General features: G+C 75.0%; 15 protein-coding genes and 1 pseudogene. 10 read left to right on the top strand and 6 right to left on the bottom strand.

Features of this window, described 5'->3' with window-relative positions; genetic code table 11:
• Positions 1 to 196 precede the first annotated feature (196 nt).
• From EDJALFJO_RS36240 to EDJALFJO_RS01975, 6 genes and pseudogenes are all read left to right on the top strand, one after another.
• Positions 197 to 1,254, top strand: a pseudogene (locus EDJALFJO_RS36240) (LacI family DNA-binding transcriptional regulator); the annotation flags it as partial.
• Between the two features lie 182 nt (positions 1,255 to 1,436).
• Positions 1,437 to 2,588 carry an ABC transporter substrate-binding protein gene (locus tag EDJALFJO_RS01955; protein WP_233149628.1) on the top strand — a complete coding sequence of 384 codons (1,152 nt, stop codon included), beginning with the start codon at positions 1,437 to 1,439 and terminating at the stop codon, positions 2,586 to 2,588.
• Between the two features lie 31 nt (positions 2,589 to 2,619).
• Positions 2,620 to 3,510 carry an ABC transporter permease subunit gene (locus EDJALFJO_RS01960; RefSeq protein ID WP_088281663.1) on the top strand — a complete coding sequence of 297 codons (891 nt, stop codon included), beginning with the start codon at positions 2,620 to 2,622 and terminating at the stop codon, positions 3,508 to 3,510.
• A gap of 28 nt (positions 3,511 to 3,538) precedes the next feature.
• Positions 3,539 to 4,426 (top strand): ABC transporter permease, encoded by an 888-nt coding sequence (locus tag EDJALFJO_RS01965; protein WP_088281665.1) that lies wholly within the window; start codon positions 3,539 to 3,541, stop codon positions 4,424 to 4,426.
• On the top strand, positions 4,427 to 5,533 hold the full coding sequence (locus tag EDJALFJO_RS01970) for an ABC transporter ATP-binding protein (RefSeq protein ID WP_198949926.1): 1,107 nt from the start codon (positions 4,427 to 4,429) through the stop codon (positions 5,531 to 5,533).
• A gap of 122 nt (positions 5,534 to 5,655) precedes the next feature.
• Positions 5,656 to 7,422, top strand: a complete 1,767-nt coding sequence (locus EDJALFJO_RS01975) for a TIGR03767 family metallophosphoesterase (RefSeq protein ID WP_088281667.1) — start codon at positions 5,656 to 5,658, stop codon at positions 7,420 to 7,422.
• Positions 7,423 to 7,453: 31 nt separating this feature from the next.
• Here the strand turns inward: EDJALFJO_RS01975 and EDJALFJO_RS01980 are convergent, their stop codons facing one another.
• Both EDJALFJO_RS01980 and EDJALFJO_RS01985 read right to left on the bottom strand, forming a co-directional pair.
• The gene (locus EDJALFJO_RS01980; RefSeq protein ID WP_088281669.1) at positions 7,454 to 8,209 is read right to left on the bottom strand and encodes an HD domain-containing protein; all 756 of its coding nucleotides are present in this window, start codon (positions 8,207 to 8,209) and stop codon (positions 7,454 to 7,456) included.
• Positions 8,206 to 9,198 carry a GlxA family transcriptional regulator gene (locus EDJALFJO_RS01985; protein ID WP_088281671.1) on the bottom strand — a complete coding sequence of 331 codons (993 nt, stop codon included), beginning with the start codon at positions 9,196 to 9,198 and terminating at the stop codon, positions 8,206 to 8,208. The genes EDJALFJO_RS01980 and EDJALFJO_RS01985 overlap by 4 nt, the downstream gene beginning before the upstream one ends.
• Positions 9,199 to 9,369: 171 nt before the next feature.
• Between EDJALFJO_RS01985 and EDJALFJO_RS01990 the strand changes: the two genes are divergently transcribed.
• Entirely contained in the window at positions 9,370 to 11,148 is a 1,779-nt protein-coding gene (locus tag EDJALFJO_RS01990) for a phospho-sugar mutase (RefSeq protein WP_233149629.1), read from the top strand.
• 14 nt (positions 11,149 to 11,162) lie between these two features.
• Here EDJALFJO_RS01990 and EDJALFJO_RS01995 read toward each other — a convergent pair whose 3' ends face one another.
• The gene (locus EDJALFJO_RS01995) at positions 11,163 to 13,421 is read right to left on the bottom strand and encodes an MMPL family transporter (RefSeq protein ID WP_158220256.1); all 2,259 of its coding nucleotides are present in this window, start codon (positions 13,419 to 13,421) and stop codon (positions 11,163 to 11,165) included.
• Positions 13,422 to 13,624: 203 nt separating this feature from the next.
• Here EDJALFJO_RS01995 and deoC point away from each other — a divergent pair, with 203 nt between their 5' ends.
• The 3 genes from deoC to EDJALFJO_RS02010 all read left to right on the top strand — a co-directional run bounded on the left by deoC (position 13,625) and on the right by EDJALFJO_RS02010 (position 17,070).
• Positions 13,625 to 14,623: a deoxyribose-phosphate aldolase gene (gene deoC / locus EDJALFJO_RS02000; RefSeq protein ID WP_233149630.1), complete on the top strand. Its 999-nt coding sequence runs from the start codon at positions 13,625 to 13,627 to the stop codon at positions 14,621 to 14,623.
• Between the two features lie 64 nt (positions 14,624 to 14,687).
• Positions 14,688 to 16,148 carry an aldehyde dehydrogenase family protein gene (locus EDJALFJO_RS02005; protein WP_088281675.1) on the top strand — a complete coding sequence of 487 codons (1,461 nt, stop codon included), beginning with the start codon at positions 14,688 to 14,690 and terminating at the stop codon, positions 16,146 to 16,148.
• 1 nt (position 16,149) lies between these two features.
• On the top strand, positions 16,150 to 17,070 hold the full coding sequence (locus EDJALFJO_RS02010) for an aldehyde dehydrogenase family protein (RefSeq protein ID WP_088281677.1): 921 nt from the start codon (positions 16,150 to 16,152) through the stop codon (positions 17,068 to 17,070).
• 21 nt (positions 17,071 to 17,091) lie between these two features.
• Here EDJALFJO_RS02010 and EDJALFJO_RS02015 read toward each other — a convergent pair whose 3' ends face one another.
• The 3 genes from EDJALFJO_RS02015 to EDJALFJO_RS02025 form a co-directional block, all read right to left on the bottom strand.
• The gene (locus EDJALFJO_RS02015; protein WP_143448237.1) at positions 17,092 to 17,487 is read right to left on the bottom strand and encodes a hypothetical protein; all 396 of its coding nucleotides are present in this window, start codon (positions 17,485 to 17,487) and stop codon (positions 17,092 to 17,094) included.
• Positions 17,488 to 17,558: 71 nt separating this feature from the next.
• Positions 17,559 to 18,077 carry a DinB family protein gene (locus EDJALFJO_RS02020; protein WP_088281681.1) on the bottom strand — a complete coding sequence of 173 codons (519 nt, stop codon included), beginning with the start codon at positions 18,075 to 18,077 and terminating at the stop codon, positions 17,559 to 17,561.
• A 75-nt stretch (positions 18,078 to 18,152) separates the two neighbouring features.
• A complete protein-coding gene (locus tag EDJALFJO_RS02025; protein WP_143448238.1) occupies positions 18,153 to 18,665 on the bottom strand; it encodes a hypothetical protein in 513 nt (170 codons plus the stop codon).
• Positions 18,666 to 18,715: the final 50 nt, after the last annotated feature.

The following is an 18,715-nucleotide window of genomic DNA, read 5'->3' on the forward strand; positions in this document are numbered from 1 at the left end:
CGGGCCGTCCGCGGTTCGCTCTCCCGTCACCGAATCGTTTCGCTCCCGGGCTGTCCGCGGCCCGCACCCACGCGGTAGCGTCGCGCTCCGGACGGCGGCCCCCGGCCCCACCGCCGACGACGAGGACGTGGCATGGCGCGCTCCGAGAACCCCGAGGCCCCCGTCCGGAGCGCGACGCTACCGCGTGGGTGCGGGNCCGTTGAGCGCGACGTCGCGCAGGCCGCCGGGGTGTCCGTGGCGTCCGCGAGCGTCGCCCTCAACGGCCGCTCCGGGGTCGCCGCGGACACCCGCGCGCGGATCCTCGAGGCCGCCGAGCGTCTGGGGTACCGGGCCAACCCGCAGGCCCAGGCGCTGCGGCGGGGCCGGACGAGCACGTACGCGTTCGTCGTCCGCAACTTCACCAACCCCTTCTTCCTCGACGTCATCAGCGGTGCCGAGGAGGTCGCCGCCCGGGCCGGCGCCTCGCTGCTCATCGCGGACTCGCACTACTCGCTGACCCGTGAGGCCGAGCAGGTGCGGGCGATGGCGGGACGGCACTGCGCCGGGCTCGCCATCGCCCCGGTCGGCACCGGCGGGTCGATCCGGCTGTGGCAGTCGCTGCGGCCGGGGATGCCGACCGTCGCGCTCAACGCCGCGGCCCCCGGCCTGGACGGCGTGAGCCGGGTCTCGCCGGACAACGCCGCCGCCGTCCGGCTCCCCCTGGAGCGCCTCGCCGAGCTCGGGCACACCCACGTCGCGTTCCTCACCGCGCCCCGCGGCCTCATGGCCGACCCCGACCGGCTGCGGTTCTTCCGCCGGGAGGCCCGCCGGCTCGGTCTGCGCGGCGACGTCGTCCCGGGGCCGCTGACCATCGCCGACGTGCACGCGACGACGCTGCGGGTGCTCTCGGCGAGCGACCCGCCGACGGCCGTCGTCGCGAACTCGGACTACACCGCTCACGGGGTGTACACGGCCGTGCGCGAGCTGGGCCTCGACATCGGCGGCACGGTGAGTGTCGTGGGTCACGACGACCTGCCGACGTCCGCTCTCCTCGACCCGCCCCTGGCGACGCTGCGCCTGGACCGCCGCGCGATGGGCCGCGCGCTCATGGAACGCCTGATCAGCCACGGGACGGCCCAGGACCACCGCGAACCCGTCGAGCTCGTCGAGCGCCCGTCCCTCGGACCACCCCGTCACCTGCGCGTGGCGAGCCGTTCCCGTGCACGTCATCCCAGGTCAGCCACCCGTTCCCCGGCCGCGGCGACAACTCGGTAACGGCGCTTGACGGCCTCGGGACCCCCGTGAAAGATGACGACCGCCTAAACGATTCGGTGCCCGCTCCGGCGGGCTGACAGCCCAGCCGCACCCGCGTACCGATCCAGCTCACCAGGCACCAGCATCCTCACCCCGGTCGTCGCCCAGGCGGCCCGGTCGGCCCCCCAACAGGAGGCAACACAGTGCGAACGTCCCGTCGGGCATTCATCTCGGTCTTCGCCGTCGGTGCGGCACTCGCCGTGACCGCCTGCTCCCCGCCCACCAGCGAGGGCACCACGACGACGAACAGCCCCGCGGCGAGCGGCTCGAGCGCCGCCGCCGACGCGAAGACGGCGACCTCGGCCGCCGCCTTCGGCGGCATGGAGGCCCTCGTCGCGGCCGCCAAGGCCGAGGGCCAGCTGAACGTCATCGCCCTCCCGCCGGACTGGGCGAACTACGGCGAGCTCATCAGCACCTTCTCGACGAAGTACGGCATCAAGGTCAACTCCGCCCAGCCGGACGGCTCGAGCCAGGACGAGGTCAACGCCGTCAAGCAGCTCAAGGGCACCGACCGCGCCCCCGACGTCCTCGACATGGGCGCCGCGGTGACGGTGGCCAACACCGACCTCTACGCGCCGTACCAGGTCGCGACGTGGGCCGACATCCCGGACGCCCAGAAGGAGGCCACCGGCCTCTACGTGCAGGACTACGGCGGCTACATGTCGATCGGCTACGACTCGGCCAAGGTGCCGGACGTGACCTCGGTCGCCGACCTGCTCAAGCCCGAGTACAAGGGCAAGGTCGCGCTCAACGGTGACCCGACGGCGGCCAACGCGGCGCTCAACGGCGTCATGATGGCCTCGATCGCCAACGGCGGCTCCGTCGACGACATCACCAAGGGCGTCGACTTCTTCGGCAAGCTCAAGAAGGCCGGCAACTTCATCCCCGTCCAGGCGACGTCCGCGACGGTGAAGAACGGCACGACGCCGGTCGTCTTCGACTGGGACTACCTGTCGGCGGCCGCGAAGAAGCAGGTCCCGACGTGGAAGGTCTTCGTCCCGAAGGAGTCCGTCCTCGGCGGCTACTACAACCAGGCCATCAACAAGGACGCCCCGCACCCCGCGGCGGCGCGCCTGTGGCAGGAGTTCCTCTTCTCCGACGAGGGCCAGAACCTGTGGCTCAAGGGTGGCGCCCGTCCGGTCCGGATGGACGCCATGACGAAGGCCGGCACGATCGACGCCACGGCCGCCGCGGCACTGCCGCCGGTCGAGGGCACCCCGGTCTTCATGAGCGTCGACCAGTCGGCGAAGGCGTCCGAGGCGCTCAAGACGTCCTGGCAGAAGGCGATCAGCTGACCAGGGCACGACGGACACGCGGAAGCGCTCGATGACAGACAGCGCGACCACGGTCGGCGGCCGCCCCTCCGGGGGCGGCCGTCGGCTGTCGTGGTCCTGGCTCGGGGCCCTGCCGTTCTTCGTGTACGTGGGCCTCTTCCTCCTCCTGCCCACCCTCGTCGTCGTCTTCGGCGCGTTCGTCGACCCGTCGGGGCGCCCGACGACGGCGAACCTGTCCGCGCTCGGCGAGGACTTCGTCGTCACCTCGTTCAAGAACAGCGTGCTGCTGTCGGCCGAGAGCGGGATCATCGGCGCGCTGCTCGGCGCCGTGGTGGCCTACGCGATCGCGACCGGCCGCCCCGAGGGCGGCCTGCGCCGCACGTTCGTCGCGGCGTCCGGGATGCTCGCGCAGTCCGGCGGCGTCACGCTCGCGTTCGCCTTCATCTCGACGATCGGCGCGGAGGGCTTCATCACGGTGCTGCTGCGCGGCACCGGGCTCGACGTCAGCCCGACGCTCCTGTTCGGGCTCAGCGGCCTGACGATCGTCTACGCGTACTTCCAGATCCCGCTCATGGTGCTCGTGTTCCTGCCCGCCCTCGACGGCATCCGGCCGCAGTGGCGGGAGGCGACCGAGAGCCTCGGGGGCACCTCCTGGCACTACTGGCGCCACGTCGCCGTGCCGATCCTCACGCCGCCGTTCCTCGGTGCGCTCCTGCTGCTGTTCGCGAACGCCTTCTCGGCCTACGCGACGGCGGCCGCCCTCATCAGCCAGGGCAGCATCATCGCCCCGCTGCAGATCCGGGTGGCGCTCACGAGCGAGACGATCGCCGGCCAGGAGAACGTCGGCAAGGCGATCGCGCTCGGCATGATCCTCGTCGTCGGGGTCGTCATGGCGCTCTACACGCTCCTCGAGCGCCGCAGCGCGCGGTGGCTGAAGAAATGAGCAGGGCTGAAGAAGTGAGAGGAGCCCGATGAGCCAGACGACCCCCTACCCCGCCGCGAGCGCCGGCAGCCTCGCCGTCCTCAGCGGCGACGTGGCGGCGCGCTCGCCGCGGGGCCTGCGGGCCGCCCGCAACCGCCGGCTCCAGCTGTTCCGCGTCGTCGTCCTCCTGCTCGCGTCGGCGTTCTTCCTCGTGCCGTTCCTCGCGATGGTCGAGTTCAGCACCCGCGGCACCGGGGTGGACGCGCCGCGCACGCTCGACGCCTGGCGCCGCATCGTCACCTACCCGAACCTCATCTCGGCGATCGTCACCTCGCTCGAGCTGTCGGTCCTCACCTCGGTGGCGTCGCTGGCGCTCATGGTGCCGACGATGATCTGGGTGCGGCTGCGCCTGCCCCGGATCAACCGGCTCGTCGAGTTCGTCTGCCTGCTGCCGCTGACGATCCCCGCGATCGTGCTCGTCGTCGGGCTCGTCCCGGTCTACGCCTGGGTGAACTACCTGTCGCCCGGGCCGCTCAAGGGGTCGTCACTGGTCCTGACGTTCGCCTACATCGTGCTCGTCCTGCCCTACGTCTACCGCTCGCTCGACGCGGGCCTGCGGGCCATCGACGTCCAGACCCTCGCCGAGGCGGCACGCAGCCTCGGCGCCGGCTGGCCCACCGTGATGTTCCGGGTCGTCGGGCCGAACATGTCGGCGGCGATCCTCAACTCGGCCGTCCTGTGCGTCGCCCTCGTCATGGGCGAGTTCACCGTGGCCTCGCTGCTCAACTACGTGAACCTGCAGTACGAGCTGAACAACCTCGGCCAGGCGGACGCCGGGGTCTCCGTCGCCGTCGCCGTCGCGTTCCAGCTCTTCGTCGTCGCCCTGCTCGTGGGCCTGTCGTTCATCGGCCGCCGTCGCGGCAGCAAGGAGGCGTGAGTGTCGACCACGACGACCGCGACGGAGGGCACCTCCGGTCCGCTGGGCCGGGCCGGGGTCGAGGTCCGGCTCGAGGGCCTCGTCCGGCGCTACGGCCCGGTGACCGCCCTCGACGGCCTCGACCTCACGCTGCACGCCGGTGAGCTCGTCGCCCTGCTCGGCCCGTCGGGCTGCGGCAAGACGACGGCACTGCGGCTGCTCGCCGGGCTCGAGGACTGCGACGCCGGGCGGGTCGTCGTCGGCAGCCAGGACCTCACGCACCTGCCGACGAACAAGCGCGGCATGGGCATGGTGTTCCAGGCCTACTCGCTCTTCCCGCACATGACCGCCCGCGAGAACGTCGCCTTCGGGCTGCGCCTGCGCAAGGTCGGGCACACCGAGCGGCTCAAGCGAGCCGGCGACATGCTCGACCTCGTCGGCCTGTCGAAGCAGGCCGACCGCTACGCGCACCAGATGTCCGGCGGCCAGCAGCAGCGCGTCGCCCTGGCCCGCGCGCTCGCGATCCAGCCGACCGTGCTCCTGCTCGACGAGCCGCTGTCGGCGCTCGACGCCAAGGTGCGCGTCCAGCTGCGGGACGAGATCCGGCGCATCCAGCTCGAGGTCGGCACGACGACGCTGTTCGTCACGCACGACCAGGAGGAGGCGCTCGCGATCGCCGACCGGGTCGGCGTCATGCGCGACGGCCGGCTCGAGCAGCTCGCCTCCCCCATCGACGTCTACTCCAGCCCCGCGACCCCGTTCGTCGCCGACTTCGTCGGGCTCATGAACCGGATCTCGGCGACGGTCGCGGACGGCGCGGCCCGGGTGCTCGGGGCCGTGCTGCCGCTCGCGGCGGGTGCGACGGCCACGGCCGGCGCCGGGACGGCGCTCGTCCGGCCCGAGGCGGTCCAAGTGCTCTCGTCCGGCGGCGAGGCTGCGGTCGAGGGCAGCGCGGCCGGCTCGATCGTCTCCACGGCCTTCCTCGGCGCGGTGAGCCGGCTGACGATCGACGTCGACGGCGGGCTCGTCATCGCCCAGATGCCGACCGCGCAGGCGGCCGAGTTCCGACCGGGCGACACCGTGAACATCACGGTCCGGCCCGACCCGGTGCTCGTCACCCAGGCCTGACCGGCTCCGCCACCGCACGACCCACTGCACGACCCACTGCACGACCCAGCGCACGACCCGCCGGGCACCTCACGGCACGTCCAGCCCACCGCCGCCCCACGGCCCATCCTGCCGAGGACCTGATGAGCGCGCCCCACCTGCCGTCCGTCGGCTTCGCGACGCCGCCCCCGCTCACCCTGCACCGCACCTGGAGCGGCGGTGAGATCGTCCGCACGGGGCGGGAGGCGGCGTACCGGCAGCTCGACATCGGCGGCGGCGAGGCCCACCTGCTCCGCGACGAGCTCGCCCCCGGGGCGTCGCGCTGGCGCGGTGCCGCCGGGTCGGTGCGCGGCGTCCGGTCGCTGCTGTGCCTCGCGCACGTCACGGACCTGCAGCTCGCCGACGTCCAGTCCCCCGCCCGGTTCGAGTTCTTCAACCGGGAGTTCGCCGACCCGCGGTTCCGCGACCTCGTCCCCGTGCAGCGCCCCCAGGAGGCGCTGACGACGCACGCCGTCGACGCGATGCTGCGCACCCTCAACCGGATCGACGCCGGCCCGGTCGGCAGCCGGCCGGTCGACCTCGTCGTCACGACGGGCGACGCGATCGACAACGCCCAGTGGAACGAGCTCGAGGCGTTCCTCGCGCTCATGGACGGCGGCGTCGTCCGCGGCCGCTCCGGCGCGCACCGCTACGAGGGCGTCCAGTCGGTCACCTGGCCGGACGACGTCTTCTGGCGACCGGACGGCGCCGGGCCGGCGGGCGAGGACCTCTTCCGCGCGCACTACGGCTTCCCGCACCTGCCGGGGCTCATCGAGCGCGCGCTCGACGACTTCACCTCCGCCGGGCTGCGGGTGCCGTGGCTCGCCTGCTTCGGCAACCACGAGGCGCTCATCCAGGGCGTCGGGGTCGTGACCCCCGAGGTCGAGGCGGCCCTCGTCGGCGGGCTCAAGCCGACCCGGCTGCCGCCGGGCATCGACCTCGACCGGGCGGTCGAGATCTTCATCTCGGGCTCGCACGCCTTCCTCGGCGGCGACGACCGGCCGGTGACACCCGACCCGTCCCGCCGCCCGATCACCCGCGCCGAGTTCGTCGAGGCGCACTTCCGCAGCGGCGCCCGGCCCGACGGCCACGGCTTCACCGAGGCGAACCGGCGCACCGGGACGGCCTACTACGCCTACGACACCGAGCACGTGCGCCTCGTCGCGCTCGACACGACGTGCGTCGCGGGAGCCGCGGACGGCGCGCTCGACGTCGACCAGGTCCGCTGGCTCGAGGAGCGGCTCGTCGAGGTGCACGCGCAGTACGAGACGCCCGACGGGACGACGGTGCGCACGGGGCACGACGACCGGCTCGTCGTCCTGTTCTCCCACCACGGCCTGGACACCCTGACGAACCGGCGCGGCGTGCGGCCCGGCGTCGACGGCTCGGACGTCGTCGGCGCCCCGGAGCTGCTGCGACTGGTGCACCGTTTCCCGAACGTCGTCCTGTGGCTCAACGGCCACACGCACACGAACGGCGTCCGGCCGCGCCCGCACCCGGACCGCACGGGCGCGGGGTTCTGGGAGGTCACGACGTGCGCCGTCGTCGACTGGCCCTGCCAGACCCGGATCGTCGAGATCGTCGACGCGGGCGAGGGGATGCTCGCGCTCGCGTGCACGATGGTCGACCACGACAGCCCCCAGCACCTCACGGGCGCCTGGGCCGGCGGGATGGGGGCGACCGGCGGGATCCCGGTGCAGGCCACCGGTTCTGCGTCGCCGCACGCGCAGGTCGACCTCGCCGCACTGCACCGCGAGCTCGCGGCGAACGTGCCGTGGGCCGGTCTGGAGTCGCCGCTCGCCGGCACGGTCGCCGACCGCAACGTCGTCCTGCCGATCCGGGCGCCGTTCCCGCTCGCCCGGGCGTACTGACCAGCCCGCGACGACGCGCGACCGTCGCGGGTCAGCGCGGGGCGCGTGCCGCGAGCACCCGGCTCGTGAACCCGAGCCGGCGCTCGAGGACCCCGATCCGCGACCGGGGGCGCAGCGCGGCCTGCTCGCGCAGCGGGCCGAGGATGCCGGCCCCGAGACCGTCGGCGGGGTGCCGCTCCTCGATCGCCCGCCGGACGCCCCGCCCGGCCTCGTGCGTGCGGGCCCGGAGCAGGTCGGCGGCGGCGCCGGCGTTGAGCAGGTGCGCCTCGACGCCGCGGGCGACCGGCACCGTGACGTCGAGGTGCAGGACGACGGCGTCGGCGAGCGCCTCGGCGCGCGGGTACCCGTGGGCGGTCGCGAGGTCGAGGGCGGCGAGCCCGCCCTCGACGGCGAAGCAGCCGCCGCGCCGGCCGCGGTGCGCAGGCGTGAGGCCGAGGTCGTGGAGCAGGCAGGCGGCGTAGAGCAGCTCGGGGTCGGGGCGCAGCCCGTTCGCCCGGCCGAGGACGTCCGCCCAGAGCCAGGTGCGCAGGCAGTGCGCGAGGACGGCCCTGCCCGCGCTGCTGTCCGCGGCGCGGCTCGCCTCGAACGCCGCCCGGGCGAACGCGGAGTCCGGCGGCCGCTCGGCGAGGTCGAGGTCCGGCCGCACCGCGCCGTCCCGTCCGCCCTTCCCGGCGGGCCGGCGCCGGCGCACGGCCACGCGGGCCGCGGCGAGCAGGTACACCAGCTCCTCCCGGCGGGAGAGCCGGCCACCGGCGCGCCGCGCCCACGCGAGGTCGTGCCCGCTCACGAGGCGGCCCCGGCGAGCACGGTGAACCGGGCCCGGTAGTCGGCCGGGGAGGTCCCCACGACCCGCAGGAACGCCCGCCGCATCACCTCGGCGGAGGCGAACCCGGCCCGCCGGGCGGCCGCGTCGACGGTGCTGCCCCGCTCGAGGGCGTCCCGGACCGTCTCGACCCGCACCGCCTCGACGAACCGGGCCGGGCTCGTGCCGACCTCCGCCCGGAAGCACCGGGCGAGGTGCCGAGGGCTCATCGCGGCCCGGTCCGCGAGCGTCTCGAGCCGGTGGTCCCCGCCGGGGGCGTCGAGGACGGCGTCCACGACCCGCCGCAGCGCCCCCTCCGGCAGCGCGGGCAACGGGACCCGGGTGCGGAACTGGGCCTGCCCGCCCGGCCGGCGCAGGAACACGACGAGCCAGCGGGCGACGTCCCGGGCGACGACGAGCCCGTGGTCGGCCTCGACGAGGGCCAGCGCGAGGTCGATGCCCGCGGTGACCCCGGCGGACGTGACGACCGGCCCGTCGGCGACGACGATCCGGTCCGGCTCCCAGCGGGTCGCCGGGTAAGCCCGGGCCGCGGCCCGGGCGACCGCCCAGTGCGTCGTCGCGCGGCGCTCGTCGAGGAGCCCGGCGGCGGCGAGGGTGAGCGCCCCCGCGCAGACGGACGCCGTCCGCCGGCTGCGGGCCGCGAGCCGCCGCACGGGCGCGACGTCGTCCTCGGGCGGCGGGGCGCCGGTGAGGTCGAACGCACCCGGCACGAGCAGGGTGTCGAACGGCCCGCGGACGGTGTCGAGGTCGGTGTCGGCCCGGACGACGAGCCCGCTGCCGGTGCGGACGTCCCGCCCGCCCGGGGACGCCGTCCGCACCCGGTAGGCCTCCCGGCCGAGCAGCCGGTTCGCGGCGTCGAGGACGTCGAGCGGCCCGGCGACGTCGAGCAGCTGGACGCCGTCGCGCAGCATCACGAGCACCTGCCGGGCCGGACCCGGTCGCGCATCACCCATGCCCCCACGATCACGCCCTCCAGCGATGTCCGCAAGGACGCCCACCCCACGATTCCGGCCATTCCCGCCGCCCCGGCGATGCTCGCGCCGCGTACCGTTCCGCGCCCGTTCCCGGCGTCGGAGCGGTACATGCCGTGAGCATCAGCGGGTGTCGGTACTAGGTTGCGGGGCGTGGACGACGTGGAGCTGGACAGGCTGGTCGCGCTCGCCGGGGCGTGGCGGGACGACGACCCCGACCCGCGGACCCGGGCCGCGCTCGACGACCTCGTCGCGCGGGCCGTGACGGGCGGGGCCGACGCGCCCGCCGCCCGCGAGGAGCTCGCCGACGCGTTCGCGGGGCCGCTCGAGTTCGGCACCGCCGGCCTGCGCGGGGCACTCGGCCCGGGCCCGAACCGGATGAACCGCTCGGTGGTCATCCGCGCCGCCGCCGGGCTCGCGGCGTACCTGCGGGCGACCGTCCCGGGGCAGCCCCACGTCGTCGTCGGCTACGACGCGCGCACCGACTCCGACGTCTTCGCCCGGGACACCTGCGCGGTGATGAGCGCAGCGGGGGTGACCGCGACCGTGCTCCCCCGGCCGCTGCCGACGCCGGTCCTCGCCTACTGCGTGCGGGCGTTCGACGCCGACGCGGGCGTCATGGTCACCGCGAGCCACAACCCCCCGCAGGACAACGGGTACAAGGTCTACCTCGGCGGCCGGGCGGACACCTCCCCCGGCCGGGGAGCGCAGATCGTGCCGCCCGCGGACGCCGGGATCGCCGCCGCGATCGCCGCTGCCGGGCCGGTGCTCGGGGTGCCGCTGGACGGCGACGGCTGGACGACGCTCGACGACGGCGTCGTCGACGCCTACCTCGACGCCCTGACGACCGGGGCGCAGGCCGTCGTCCGGCCCGGGGGCGCGCGCGATCTCGACGTCGTGCTCACCCCGCTCCACGGCGTCGGCGGGGACACGTGCAGCCGCGCCCTCGTCGGGGCGGGCTTCGCGGCGCCGTACGTCGTCCCGGAGCAGGCCCTGCCGGACCCGGCGTTCCCGACGGTGGCGTTCCCGAACCCCGAGGAGCCGGGAGCCGTCGACCTCGCCGTCGCAGCGGCGTCCCGGCGCGGGGCAGACCTCGTCGTCGCGAACGACCCGGACGCCGACCGGTGCGCCGTCGCCGTCCCGGACCCGGCGCTGCCCCCGCTCGCGGACGGCCGCCCGGCGTGGCGGATGCTCCGCGGCGACGAGCTCGGCGCGCTGCTCGCCGACCACGTGCTCAGCCGGGACGGCGACCGGCTGCCGGACGGCGCCGTCGTCGCCTGCTCGATCGTGTCGTCCCAGCTGCTGGCCCGGATCGCGGCGGACCACGGCGTCCGGCACGCCGAGACCCTCACCGGCTTCAAGTGGATCTCCCGGGTCGACGGCCTCGTGTACGGCTACGAGGAGGCGCTCGGCTACTGCGTGGCGCCCGACCTCGTCCGGGACAAGGACGGGATCAGCGCGGCGCTCGTCGTGTGCGAGCTCGCCGCCGCCCTCAAGGCGTCGGGGCGCACGCTGCTCGACGCGCTCGACGACCTCGCGCGCCGGCACGGCGTCCACGCGACCGACCAGCTGTCGGTGCGCGTCACGGACCTCGCGCTCATCGCCGACGCGATGGCCCGGCTGCGCGCGACGCCGCCGGCGACCCTCGGCGGGCGGCCGGTCGTCGAGGCGGTCGACCTCGCGGCGGGCGGTGCCGGGCTGCCCCCGACCGACGGCCTGCGGTACCGCACGGACGGCGGGGTGCGGGTCGTCGTCCGGCCGAGCGGCACCGAGCCGAAGCTCAAGTGCTACCTCGAGGCCGTCGTCCCGGTCGGCGACGACGATCCGGACGGCGACGACCCGGCCGGCGGCCTCGCCGCGGCCCGGGCGCAGGCCCGGACGACGCTCGACGCGGTCCGGGCGGACCTCTCCGCGGCGCTGGCGCTGGGGTAGCCGGCCGGCTGCTGTCAGGGCGCGCGGGCGGCCGCCTGCGCCGCCCACTCCCGCCGCGCCGCCTCGTCCCGGGCGTCCTCGGCCACGGCGAGCCGGTGCCCCGGCCAGCCGCTGAGCCGGCCGAAGAGCGTGAGCAGGGACGGCGCGAGGAGCGTGCGGACGACGAGCGCGTCGAGGAGGATCCCGACGACGAGCGCGAAGGCCAGCTCGCGGAACTGCCGCAGCGGCACCAGGGCCAGCGTCCCGAGGCTCGCCGCGAGCGCGACGCCGGCGGTCGTGATCGCCGCAGACGACTGCGGCAGGGCGGCGAGCATCGCCTCCCGCAGCGGTCGGTGCTTCGCGTGCGCCCAGACGTGCCCGACCGCGAAGAGGTTGTAGTCCGAGCCGAGCGCCAGCAGCAGCACGCCCGCGGCGAGGGGCACGAAGAACGTCACCCCCGGGTGCCCGAGCTCGCCCTGGAACACGAGTGTCGTGAGGCCCAGGGTCGCGCCGGCCGACAGCACCGTGCAGACGAGCAGCAGCACCGGCGCGACGAGGGCCCGCAGGAACAGCGCCATGAGCGCGAGGTTCACCGCGAGCGCGGCGAGCACGATGACGAGCAGGTCCCGGTCGGACTGGCCGACGACCGCGGCGACCGCGGCGCTGTCGCCGCCGACGCCGGCCCGGGCGGCGTCCGGCAGCCCGGCCTCGCGGAGCAGCCCCGGCAGCCGGTCGGTGAGCCGGTCGACGGCCCGGACGGCGTCCGCGTCGAGCGGGTCGACGTCGAGGACGACGAGGTACTGCGCCGCCCGCCGGTCGGCCCGGACGAACAGCCCGGTCTCGCGGCCGGCGGCGGCCGCCAGGGCGGTCTCCTCGCGCGGGCCGATGACACCGGCGACGTGCGGCTGCCGGCCGATGAGGTCCTGCAGGCGATCCAGGGCGCCGGCGTCGAGGGGCTCGCCCTGCGCGCCGGCGTCCGAGGCGCCGACCTCGACGAGCGTCGGGGACGTGATGCCGGCCGCGAAGCCGCTCGCGGCGGCGTCCGCGGCCCGGCGCACCTCGTCGTCCGCCGGCAGCGACGCGACGAACGGCAGCCCCGCGCGCAGCCCGAGCACCGGCACCGTGAGGGCACCGAGCCCGGCGACGCAGGCGAGGGCGACGACGGCCGCCCCGGCCCGGGTCCGGATGACCCGGACCGTGCCGCGGCGCAGCAGCGCGGCGACACTCTCCCGGCGGGCCGACTCCGGGCGCGAGGGCCACAGGCACCAGCGGCCGAGCACCGCCATGAGGGCCGGCACGAGGGTCACGCAGACGAGGAGCGTGACGAGCACGGTGACCGCCATCGCGGGGCCGAACGCGCGCACCGGCGGGGAGTCCGCGAGCCGCAGCGCCATGACGCCCGCGGAGACGGTGACGCCCGCGACGAGCACGATGGGCGCGAAGACGCCGGTCGTGCGGGCCGCCGCGTCGACGCGCGGGTGGCCGTCGGCGAGGTCGGCGCGCAGCCCGGAGAGGAAGTAGACGACGTAGTCGGTGACGATCCCGAGCATGAGCGCGACCATGAGCGGCTCGAGGTCGGCGGGGACGTCCCAGCCGAACCGCTCGCCGAGCAGCCCCGCGGTCCGGGTGACGAGCACGAACGACAAGCCCGAGACGCCGAGGGTGAGCAGCGGGGCGACGACCGACCGGAACGCGACGCCGACGACGAGCAGGACGGCCGCGAGCGACACGGCCTCGAGCAGGCGCAGCGACTGCTCGATGAGGCGGGTCTGCGCGGCCCGGGCGGGCAGCGAGCCGGTGACCCCGACGACGCCGGCCTGCGGGCCGAGGCCCTGCGCGTAGGCGTGCGCCCCGTCCATGACGCCCGCGAAGCTCGTGCCGGGCTGCGGGTAGAGGAACGTCACGACGGTCGTGCCGGGCGCACGGACGGCGGGCAGCCGCTCGTCCGAGGGCACGGGGACGGCGGCCCGCAGCTGCGCGGTCGGGCGCTCGGCGAGCGACCGGGCCGCGTCGAGGGCGGCCTGGCGGGCGGCGTCCGGCAGCCCCGCCGGGTCGTGCTGGACGACGGCCACCCGGCTGAGCAACGGGACGCCGAGGTCCTTCGCGGCGCGCGCCTCGGCGAGCAGCGCCGGATTGTCGGCGGTCGTGACGTCCCCGAGGCCGCCCCCGCTCGTGCCGAGGGCGGGCAGGAGCAGCGCCGCCGCGGCCGCCGCGACGCACCAGCCGAGCAGCACCGGCCAGCGCAGCGCGACGAGCGCGCGGGCCCAGAGCCGTGCCCGAGGTTCGTCCGCCATGACGCACTCCTGTGTCCCGCGCCCGCCGCCGCGCGCCGACCGCGCGGCGCCGTCCGTGACCATCCCGCCGGGGGCCGGATCCGGCAAGCGCAGACGCTTCACCCGGACGGCCCAGGCTGGGCACCACCTGCCAGCAGCCACGCGGGGAGCACTGGCGAGTCTCGCCGACGGGTGGCGATCAGGGCGGCGGTTAGAGTGGCGACGTGACTGCGACGACGCCTGCGCTGACCGACCGCGTTCGCGACGTCCTCGGCTCCACGAGCCTCGACGACGCGTCCCTGCGGCGCTGGCTCCACGGGCTGCCCGGGGTCGACGAGGTCGGCGCCCACGGCCGGGCCGCGATGCTCGGCACCCGTTCGATCAAGACGACGTCGAAGGCCTGGGCCCTCGACCTCGCCGTCTCGATGGTCGACCTCACGACGCTCGAGGGCGCCGACAGCTTCGGGACGGTGCGCTCGCTGTGCGCCAAGGCCCGGGTGCCCGACTCCGACGACCCGGCGTGCCCGAAGGTCGCCGCGGTGTGCGTCTACAACGACCTCGTGCCGGTCGCCGTCGAGGCGCTCGCCGGCAGCGGGGTCAAGATCGCCGCGGTGACGACGGCCTTCCCGAGCGGCCGGGCGAGCCTGCCCGTCAAGCTCGCCGACACCCGGGACGCCGTCCAGGCCGGCGCCGACGAGATCGACATGGTCATCGACCGGGGCGCGTTCCTCTCCGGTCGCTACCTCAAGGTGTTCGAGGAGATCGTCGCGGTCCGCGAGGTCTGCGACGAGGCCGTGGCGCTGCACGGCCGGCGCGCGCACCTCAAGGTGATCCTCGAGACCGGTGAGCTGTCGACGTACGACAACGTCCGCCGCGCGTCCTGGCTCGCGATGCTCGCCGGCGGCGACTTCATCAAGACGAGCACCGGCAAGGTCTCGCCTGCCGCGACGCTGCCGGTGACGCTCGTCATGCTCGAGGCGGTCCGGGACTGGGCGGCGCTCACCGGCGAGATCATCGGCGTCAAGCCGGCCGGCGGGATCCGGACGGCGAAGGACGCGATCAAGCACCTCGTCCTCGTCCACGAGACCGCCGGGGAGCGCTGGCTCGACCCGGACCTGTTCCGGTTCGGCGCGTCCAGCCTGCTCAACGACCTGCTGCTGCAGCGCCGGCGGATGCGCACCGGCGTCTACGCGAGCGCCGACCGGCTCACGCTCGCGACCTGATCCAGCGCGCAGACCCGTTGCGCCGCAACCCGTCCGCCGCTCCGCCCATCGGTTGAAGGACACCATGCCGACCTTCGAGTACGCACCGGCCCCCGAGTCCCGGGCGGTCGTCGACCTGCAGCCGTCGTACGGGCTGTTCATCGGCGGCGAGTTCGTCGACCCCGTCGACGGCACCTCGATGAAGACGGTCAACCCGGCCACCGAGGAGGTCCTCTCCGAGGTCGCGGTCGGTGGCGCCGCGGACGTCGACCGCGCGGTCAAGGCGGCCCGGCGGGCGTACGAGCGCACCTGGTCGCGGATGCCCGCGGCCGAGCGCGGCAAGTACCTGTTCCGGATCGCGCGGATCCTCCAGGAGCGCGGCCGCGAGCTCGCGGTGCTCGAGAGCCTCGACAACGGCAAGCCGATCCGCGAGAGCCGCGACGTCGACGTCCCGCTCGCCGCGGCGCACTTCTTCTACCACGCGGGCTGGGCCGACAAGCTCGCATGGGCGGGCCTGCACGGCGCCGCGCTCGGGCCGGACGGCGTCCCGCTGCCGCTCGGGGTCGCCGGCCAGGTCATCCCGTGGAACTTCCCGCTCCTCATGCTCGCGTGGAAGGTCGCCCCGGCGCTCGCGACGGGCAACACGGTCGTCCTCAAGCCGGCCGAGACGACACCGCTCACCGCGCTGCTGTTCGCCGACATCTGCCGCCAGGCCGACCTGCCGCCGGGCGTCGTCAACATCGTCACCGGCGCGGGCGCGACGGGGGCGGCGCTCGTCGGCCACCCGGACGTCGACAAGGTCGCCTTCACCGGCTCGACCGCCGTCGGCCGGGAGATCGCGAGAACCGTTGCGGGCAGCCGCAAGAAGCTCACCCTCGAGCTCGGCGGCAAGGCCGCGAACATCGTCTTCGACGACGCCGCGATCGACGAGACGGTCGAGGGCATCGTCGACGGGATCTTCTTCAACCAGGGCCATGTCTGCTGCGCGGGCTCGCGGCTGCTCGTGCAGGAGACGATCGCCGAGGAGGTCGTCGGCCGGCTGCAGCAGCGGATGTCGCAGCTGCGGGTCGGTGACCCGCTCGACAAGAACACCGACGTCGGCGCGGTGAACTCCGCGGAGCAGCTGCAGCGGATCACCGACCTCGCCGCGGTCGGCGACGCCGAGGGCGCGCAGCGCTGGACGGCGCCGTGCCCGCTGCCGGAGAACGGGTTCTGGTTCTCCCCGACGCTCTTCACGAACGTGTCGCCGGCGCACACGATCGCGCGGGACGAGATCTTCGGCCCGGTGCTGTCGGTCATGACGTTCCGGACGCCGTCCGAGGCCGTGACGAAGGCCAACACGACGCCGTACGGCCTGTCGGCGGGCATCTGGACCGAGAAGGGCTCGCGGATCCTCTGGATGGCGGACCGGCTGCGGGCCGGCGTCGTCTGGGCGAACACGTTCAACCGGTTCGACCCGACGAGCCCCTTCGGCGGGTACAAGGAGTCCGGCTACGGCCGCGAGGGCGGCCGGCACGGGCTCGCCGCGTACGTGAAGGAGGCCTGAGGTGGCGGCGAGACTCGACGTCCGCAAGACGTACAAGCTCTATGTGGGAGGCAAGTTCCCGCGCAGCGAGTCGGGGCGCTCCTACGAGGTGACCGATGCGAAGGGCCGCTTCGTCGCGAACGCGGCGATGGCGTCCCGCAAGGACGCGCGCGACGCCGTCCTCGCCGCGCGGGCCGCGTTCGCCGGCTGGTCCGGGGCGACGGCCTACAACCGCGGGCAGGTGCTCTACCGGGTCGCCGAGGTCATGGAGGGCCGGCACGCCCAGTTCGCCGAGGAGGTCGCGCGCGCCGAGGGCCTCACCGCCGCGAAGGCGCGGGCCGTCGTCGACGCCGCGATCGACCGCTGGGTCTGGTACGCGGGCTGGACCGACAAGGTCGCCCAGGTCGCCGGTGCCGCGAACCCGGTCGCCGGGCCGTACTTCAACCTGTCCGTGCCGGAGCCGACCGGCGTCGTCGCCGTCCTCGCCCCGCAGGCGTCGAGCCTGCTCGGCCTCGTGAGCGTCGTCGCCCCGGTCGTCGCGGGCGGCAGCACGTGCGTCGTCCTGGCGTCCGAGCGCCGGCCGCTGCCGGCCGTCGTGCTCGGCGAGGTGCTCGCGACGTCCGACGTCCCCGGCGGCGTCGTCAACCTGCTCACCGGCGTCACCGCCGAGAGCGCGCCCTGGCTGGCCTCGCACGAGGACGTCGACGCCCTCGACCTCGCGGGTGCCGCCCCGCTGCCCGGCGAGGACCCGACCGTCGACTGGGGCGCGCTCGAGGCCGCGGCCGCCGCGACCCTGACCCGCGTCGTCCGACCGGCCGGCACCGGTGCCTCGGGCGAGCCCGACGGCGCTGTCGAGCCGGACTGGACCGTCCTGCCCGACGGTCCGCGGCGGGTGCTCGCGTTCATGGAGACGAAGACGGTCTGGCACCCGAAGGGTCGCTGACCCGGCCCTGGACGGCAGCCGTCACCGGGACGCCGGCTGCTCCTCGCCCGACGTCGAGCGTCGTCCGGCCCTGAGCACCCGGAAGGCACTGACGAGAGCCAGCACCGGGCCCAGCGACCACAGGACGAACAGAACGCCGACGACCCTCGACCAGTGGACGCCGGTCCCGAGCGGGACGGAGAACCACAGCCAGGCGGCGCCCAGGGACGTGAGCAGCTGGACGGGCGCGACGAACCGGTAGGCGCGCGCCCACTCGTGAGCGACGGCTCGATGTGCCGGGTCGGTCGGCAGCCGGCCGCCGTGGATCCCCCGCCGGACGTCCCGCGGAAGCGCGCAGTAGCCCGCTCTCGCGGCCCGGATGCCGGCATAGGTCATGCGCGTCGGGCGCGGGCCAGCAGGGTCGGGAGCGCTGATCACGGCCGGACAGTAACCGGCGCCGGTCCTGCTGACCAGCCCCACCACGGCGGTCAGGCTCTGCCCGGCCCTCGTCAGCGCGGGCCGAGACCGGTGGTGCCGTCGAGGAGCTCGCGTGCCACGTCGAGGTGGCCGGCGTGCCGGGCGGTCTCCTCGATCATGTGGAGAGCCACCCAGCGCAGGTCGGTGATCGGCTCGCCCGGCCAGTCGAAGCCGGGGTCGCCGAGCAGCGGCGCGTCCAGGTCGTGCGACTGGAGCACCTCGTCGGAGATCCGGCACTGCCGCCGGTAGTGGTCGACGACGGCGGCGGTGGAGTGCTCGGTCGTGAACGGGGCCTCGGGGTCCCAGGGCGGGTCCTCGATGCCGTCGTCCCACCGGGTCTGCGGCTGCGTCCCCAGGGCGACGCGCTGGAACCAGGTGGCCTCCGCGCCCGCCAGGTGCAGCAGCAGGCCGACGGGCGTCCAGCCCGAGGGCAGGACCGGCGTCCGCAGCCGGGTCTCGTCCAGACCGTCGACGATCGCCAGGACGGCGCGACGCTGCTCGTCGAGGAAGTACTGCAGCCGGTCCCGCTCGCTCACTGTCGGATCGCTCATCGTCCGACCGTACGACGAGGGACCGACAGCCTGCCGGGCCGCCGCCGGTCGACCCCGTCGCGGGCCCTGCGGTCGCTACTTGTTCTGCAGGCGCGTCCACAGGTCGTTGAGCGGCTTCGTGCCGGCGCCGATCACGGTGCCCGTGACGAGGATGTCGAACGGGACCCAGGGCGGATCCGTCGCCAGCACGATGTGCAGGATCCCCACCGAGGCGAACGCCGCGAAGAGGAATCCCAGACCCGACGCACAGCCCCAAGCGGCGACGCTGGTCTCCTCGCGTGCCTCCTTCACGGCGACCGCGGCCTTGCCCACCTCCGCCTCGACGCTCCGCGCCGCTTCCTCCGATGCCGCCGCCGTGGGCGACGCGGTGCCGGCCGCCGCCGCCGTCGCGGTGGCCGTCGCGGTGGCCTTGACCGTCTCGAGGGTGGCCTTGTGCCTCTCGAGCTCCTCGCTCGCGGCCTTCGAGTCCGGCCCGAGGAACCGCGCGAAGGGCTGGATGATCCGTTCGATCGCCAGCGCCAGGACGAACAGGAGCGCGAACACGTTGAAGGACGACGCGACGGTCGGGTTCTTGTCCTCGAGCCACACGTAGTGGACCAGGAGCGCGACCGCGTACGACCCCGCGAAGGCGATCGCGG

It is taken from the genome of Kineosporia sp. A_224, from assembly GCF_002198655.1.
Lineage (GTDB): Bacteria > Actinomycetota > Actinomycetes > Actinomycetales > Kineosporiaceae > R-H-3.

What these genes read in the sequence shown, in the direction of transcription:
- EDJALFJO_RS01960 (WP_088281663.1), top strand. Translation starts at nt 2,620, where the DNA reads ATGACAGACAGCGCGACCACGGTCGGCGGCCGCCCCTCCGGGGGCGGC.
- EDJALFJO_RS01965 (WP_088281665.1), top strand. Translation starts at nt 3,539, where the DNA reads ATGAGCCAGACGACCCCCTACCCCGCCGCGAGCGCCGGCAGCCTCGCC.
- EDJALFJO_RS01975 (WP_088281667.1), top strand. Translation starts at nt 5,656, where the DNA reads ATGAGCGCGCCCCACCTGCCGTCCGTCGGCTTCGCGACGCCGCCCCCG.
- EDJALFJO_RS01985 (WP_088281671.1), bottom strand. Translation starts at nt 9,198, where the DNA reads ATGGGTGATGCGCGACCGGGTCCGGCCCGGCAGGTGCTCGTGATGCTG.
- EDJALFJO_RS01995 (WP_158220256.1), bottom strand. Translation starts at nt 13,421, where the DNA reads ATGGCGGACGAACCTCGGGCACGGCTCTGGGCCCGCGCGCTCGTCGCG.
- EDJALFJO_RS02005 (WP_088281675.1), top strand. Translation starts at nt 14,688, where the DNA reads ATGCCGACCTTCGAGTACGCACCGGCCCCCGAGTCCCGGGCGGTCGTC.
- EDJALFJO_RS02020 (WP_088281681.1), bottom strand. Translation starts at nt 18,077, where the DNA reads ATGAGCGATCCGACAGTGAGCGAGCGGGACCGGCTGCAGTACTTCCTC.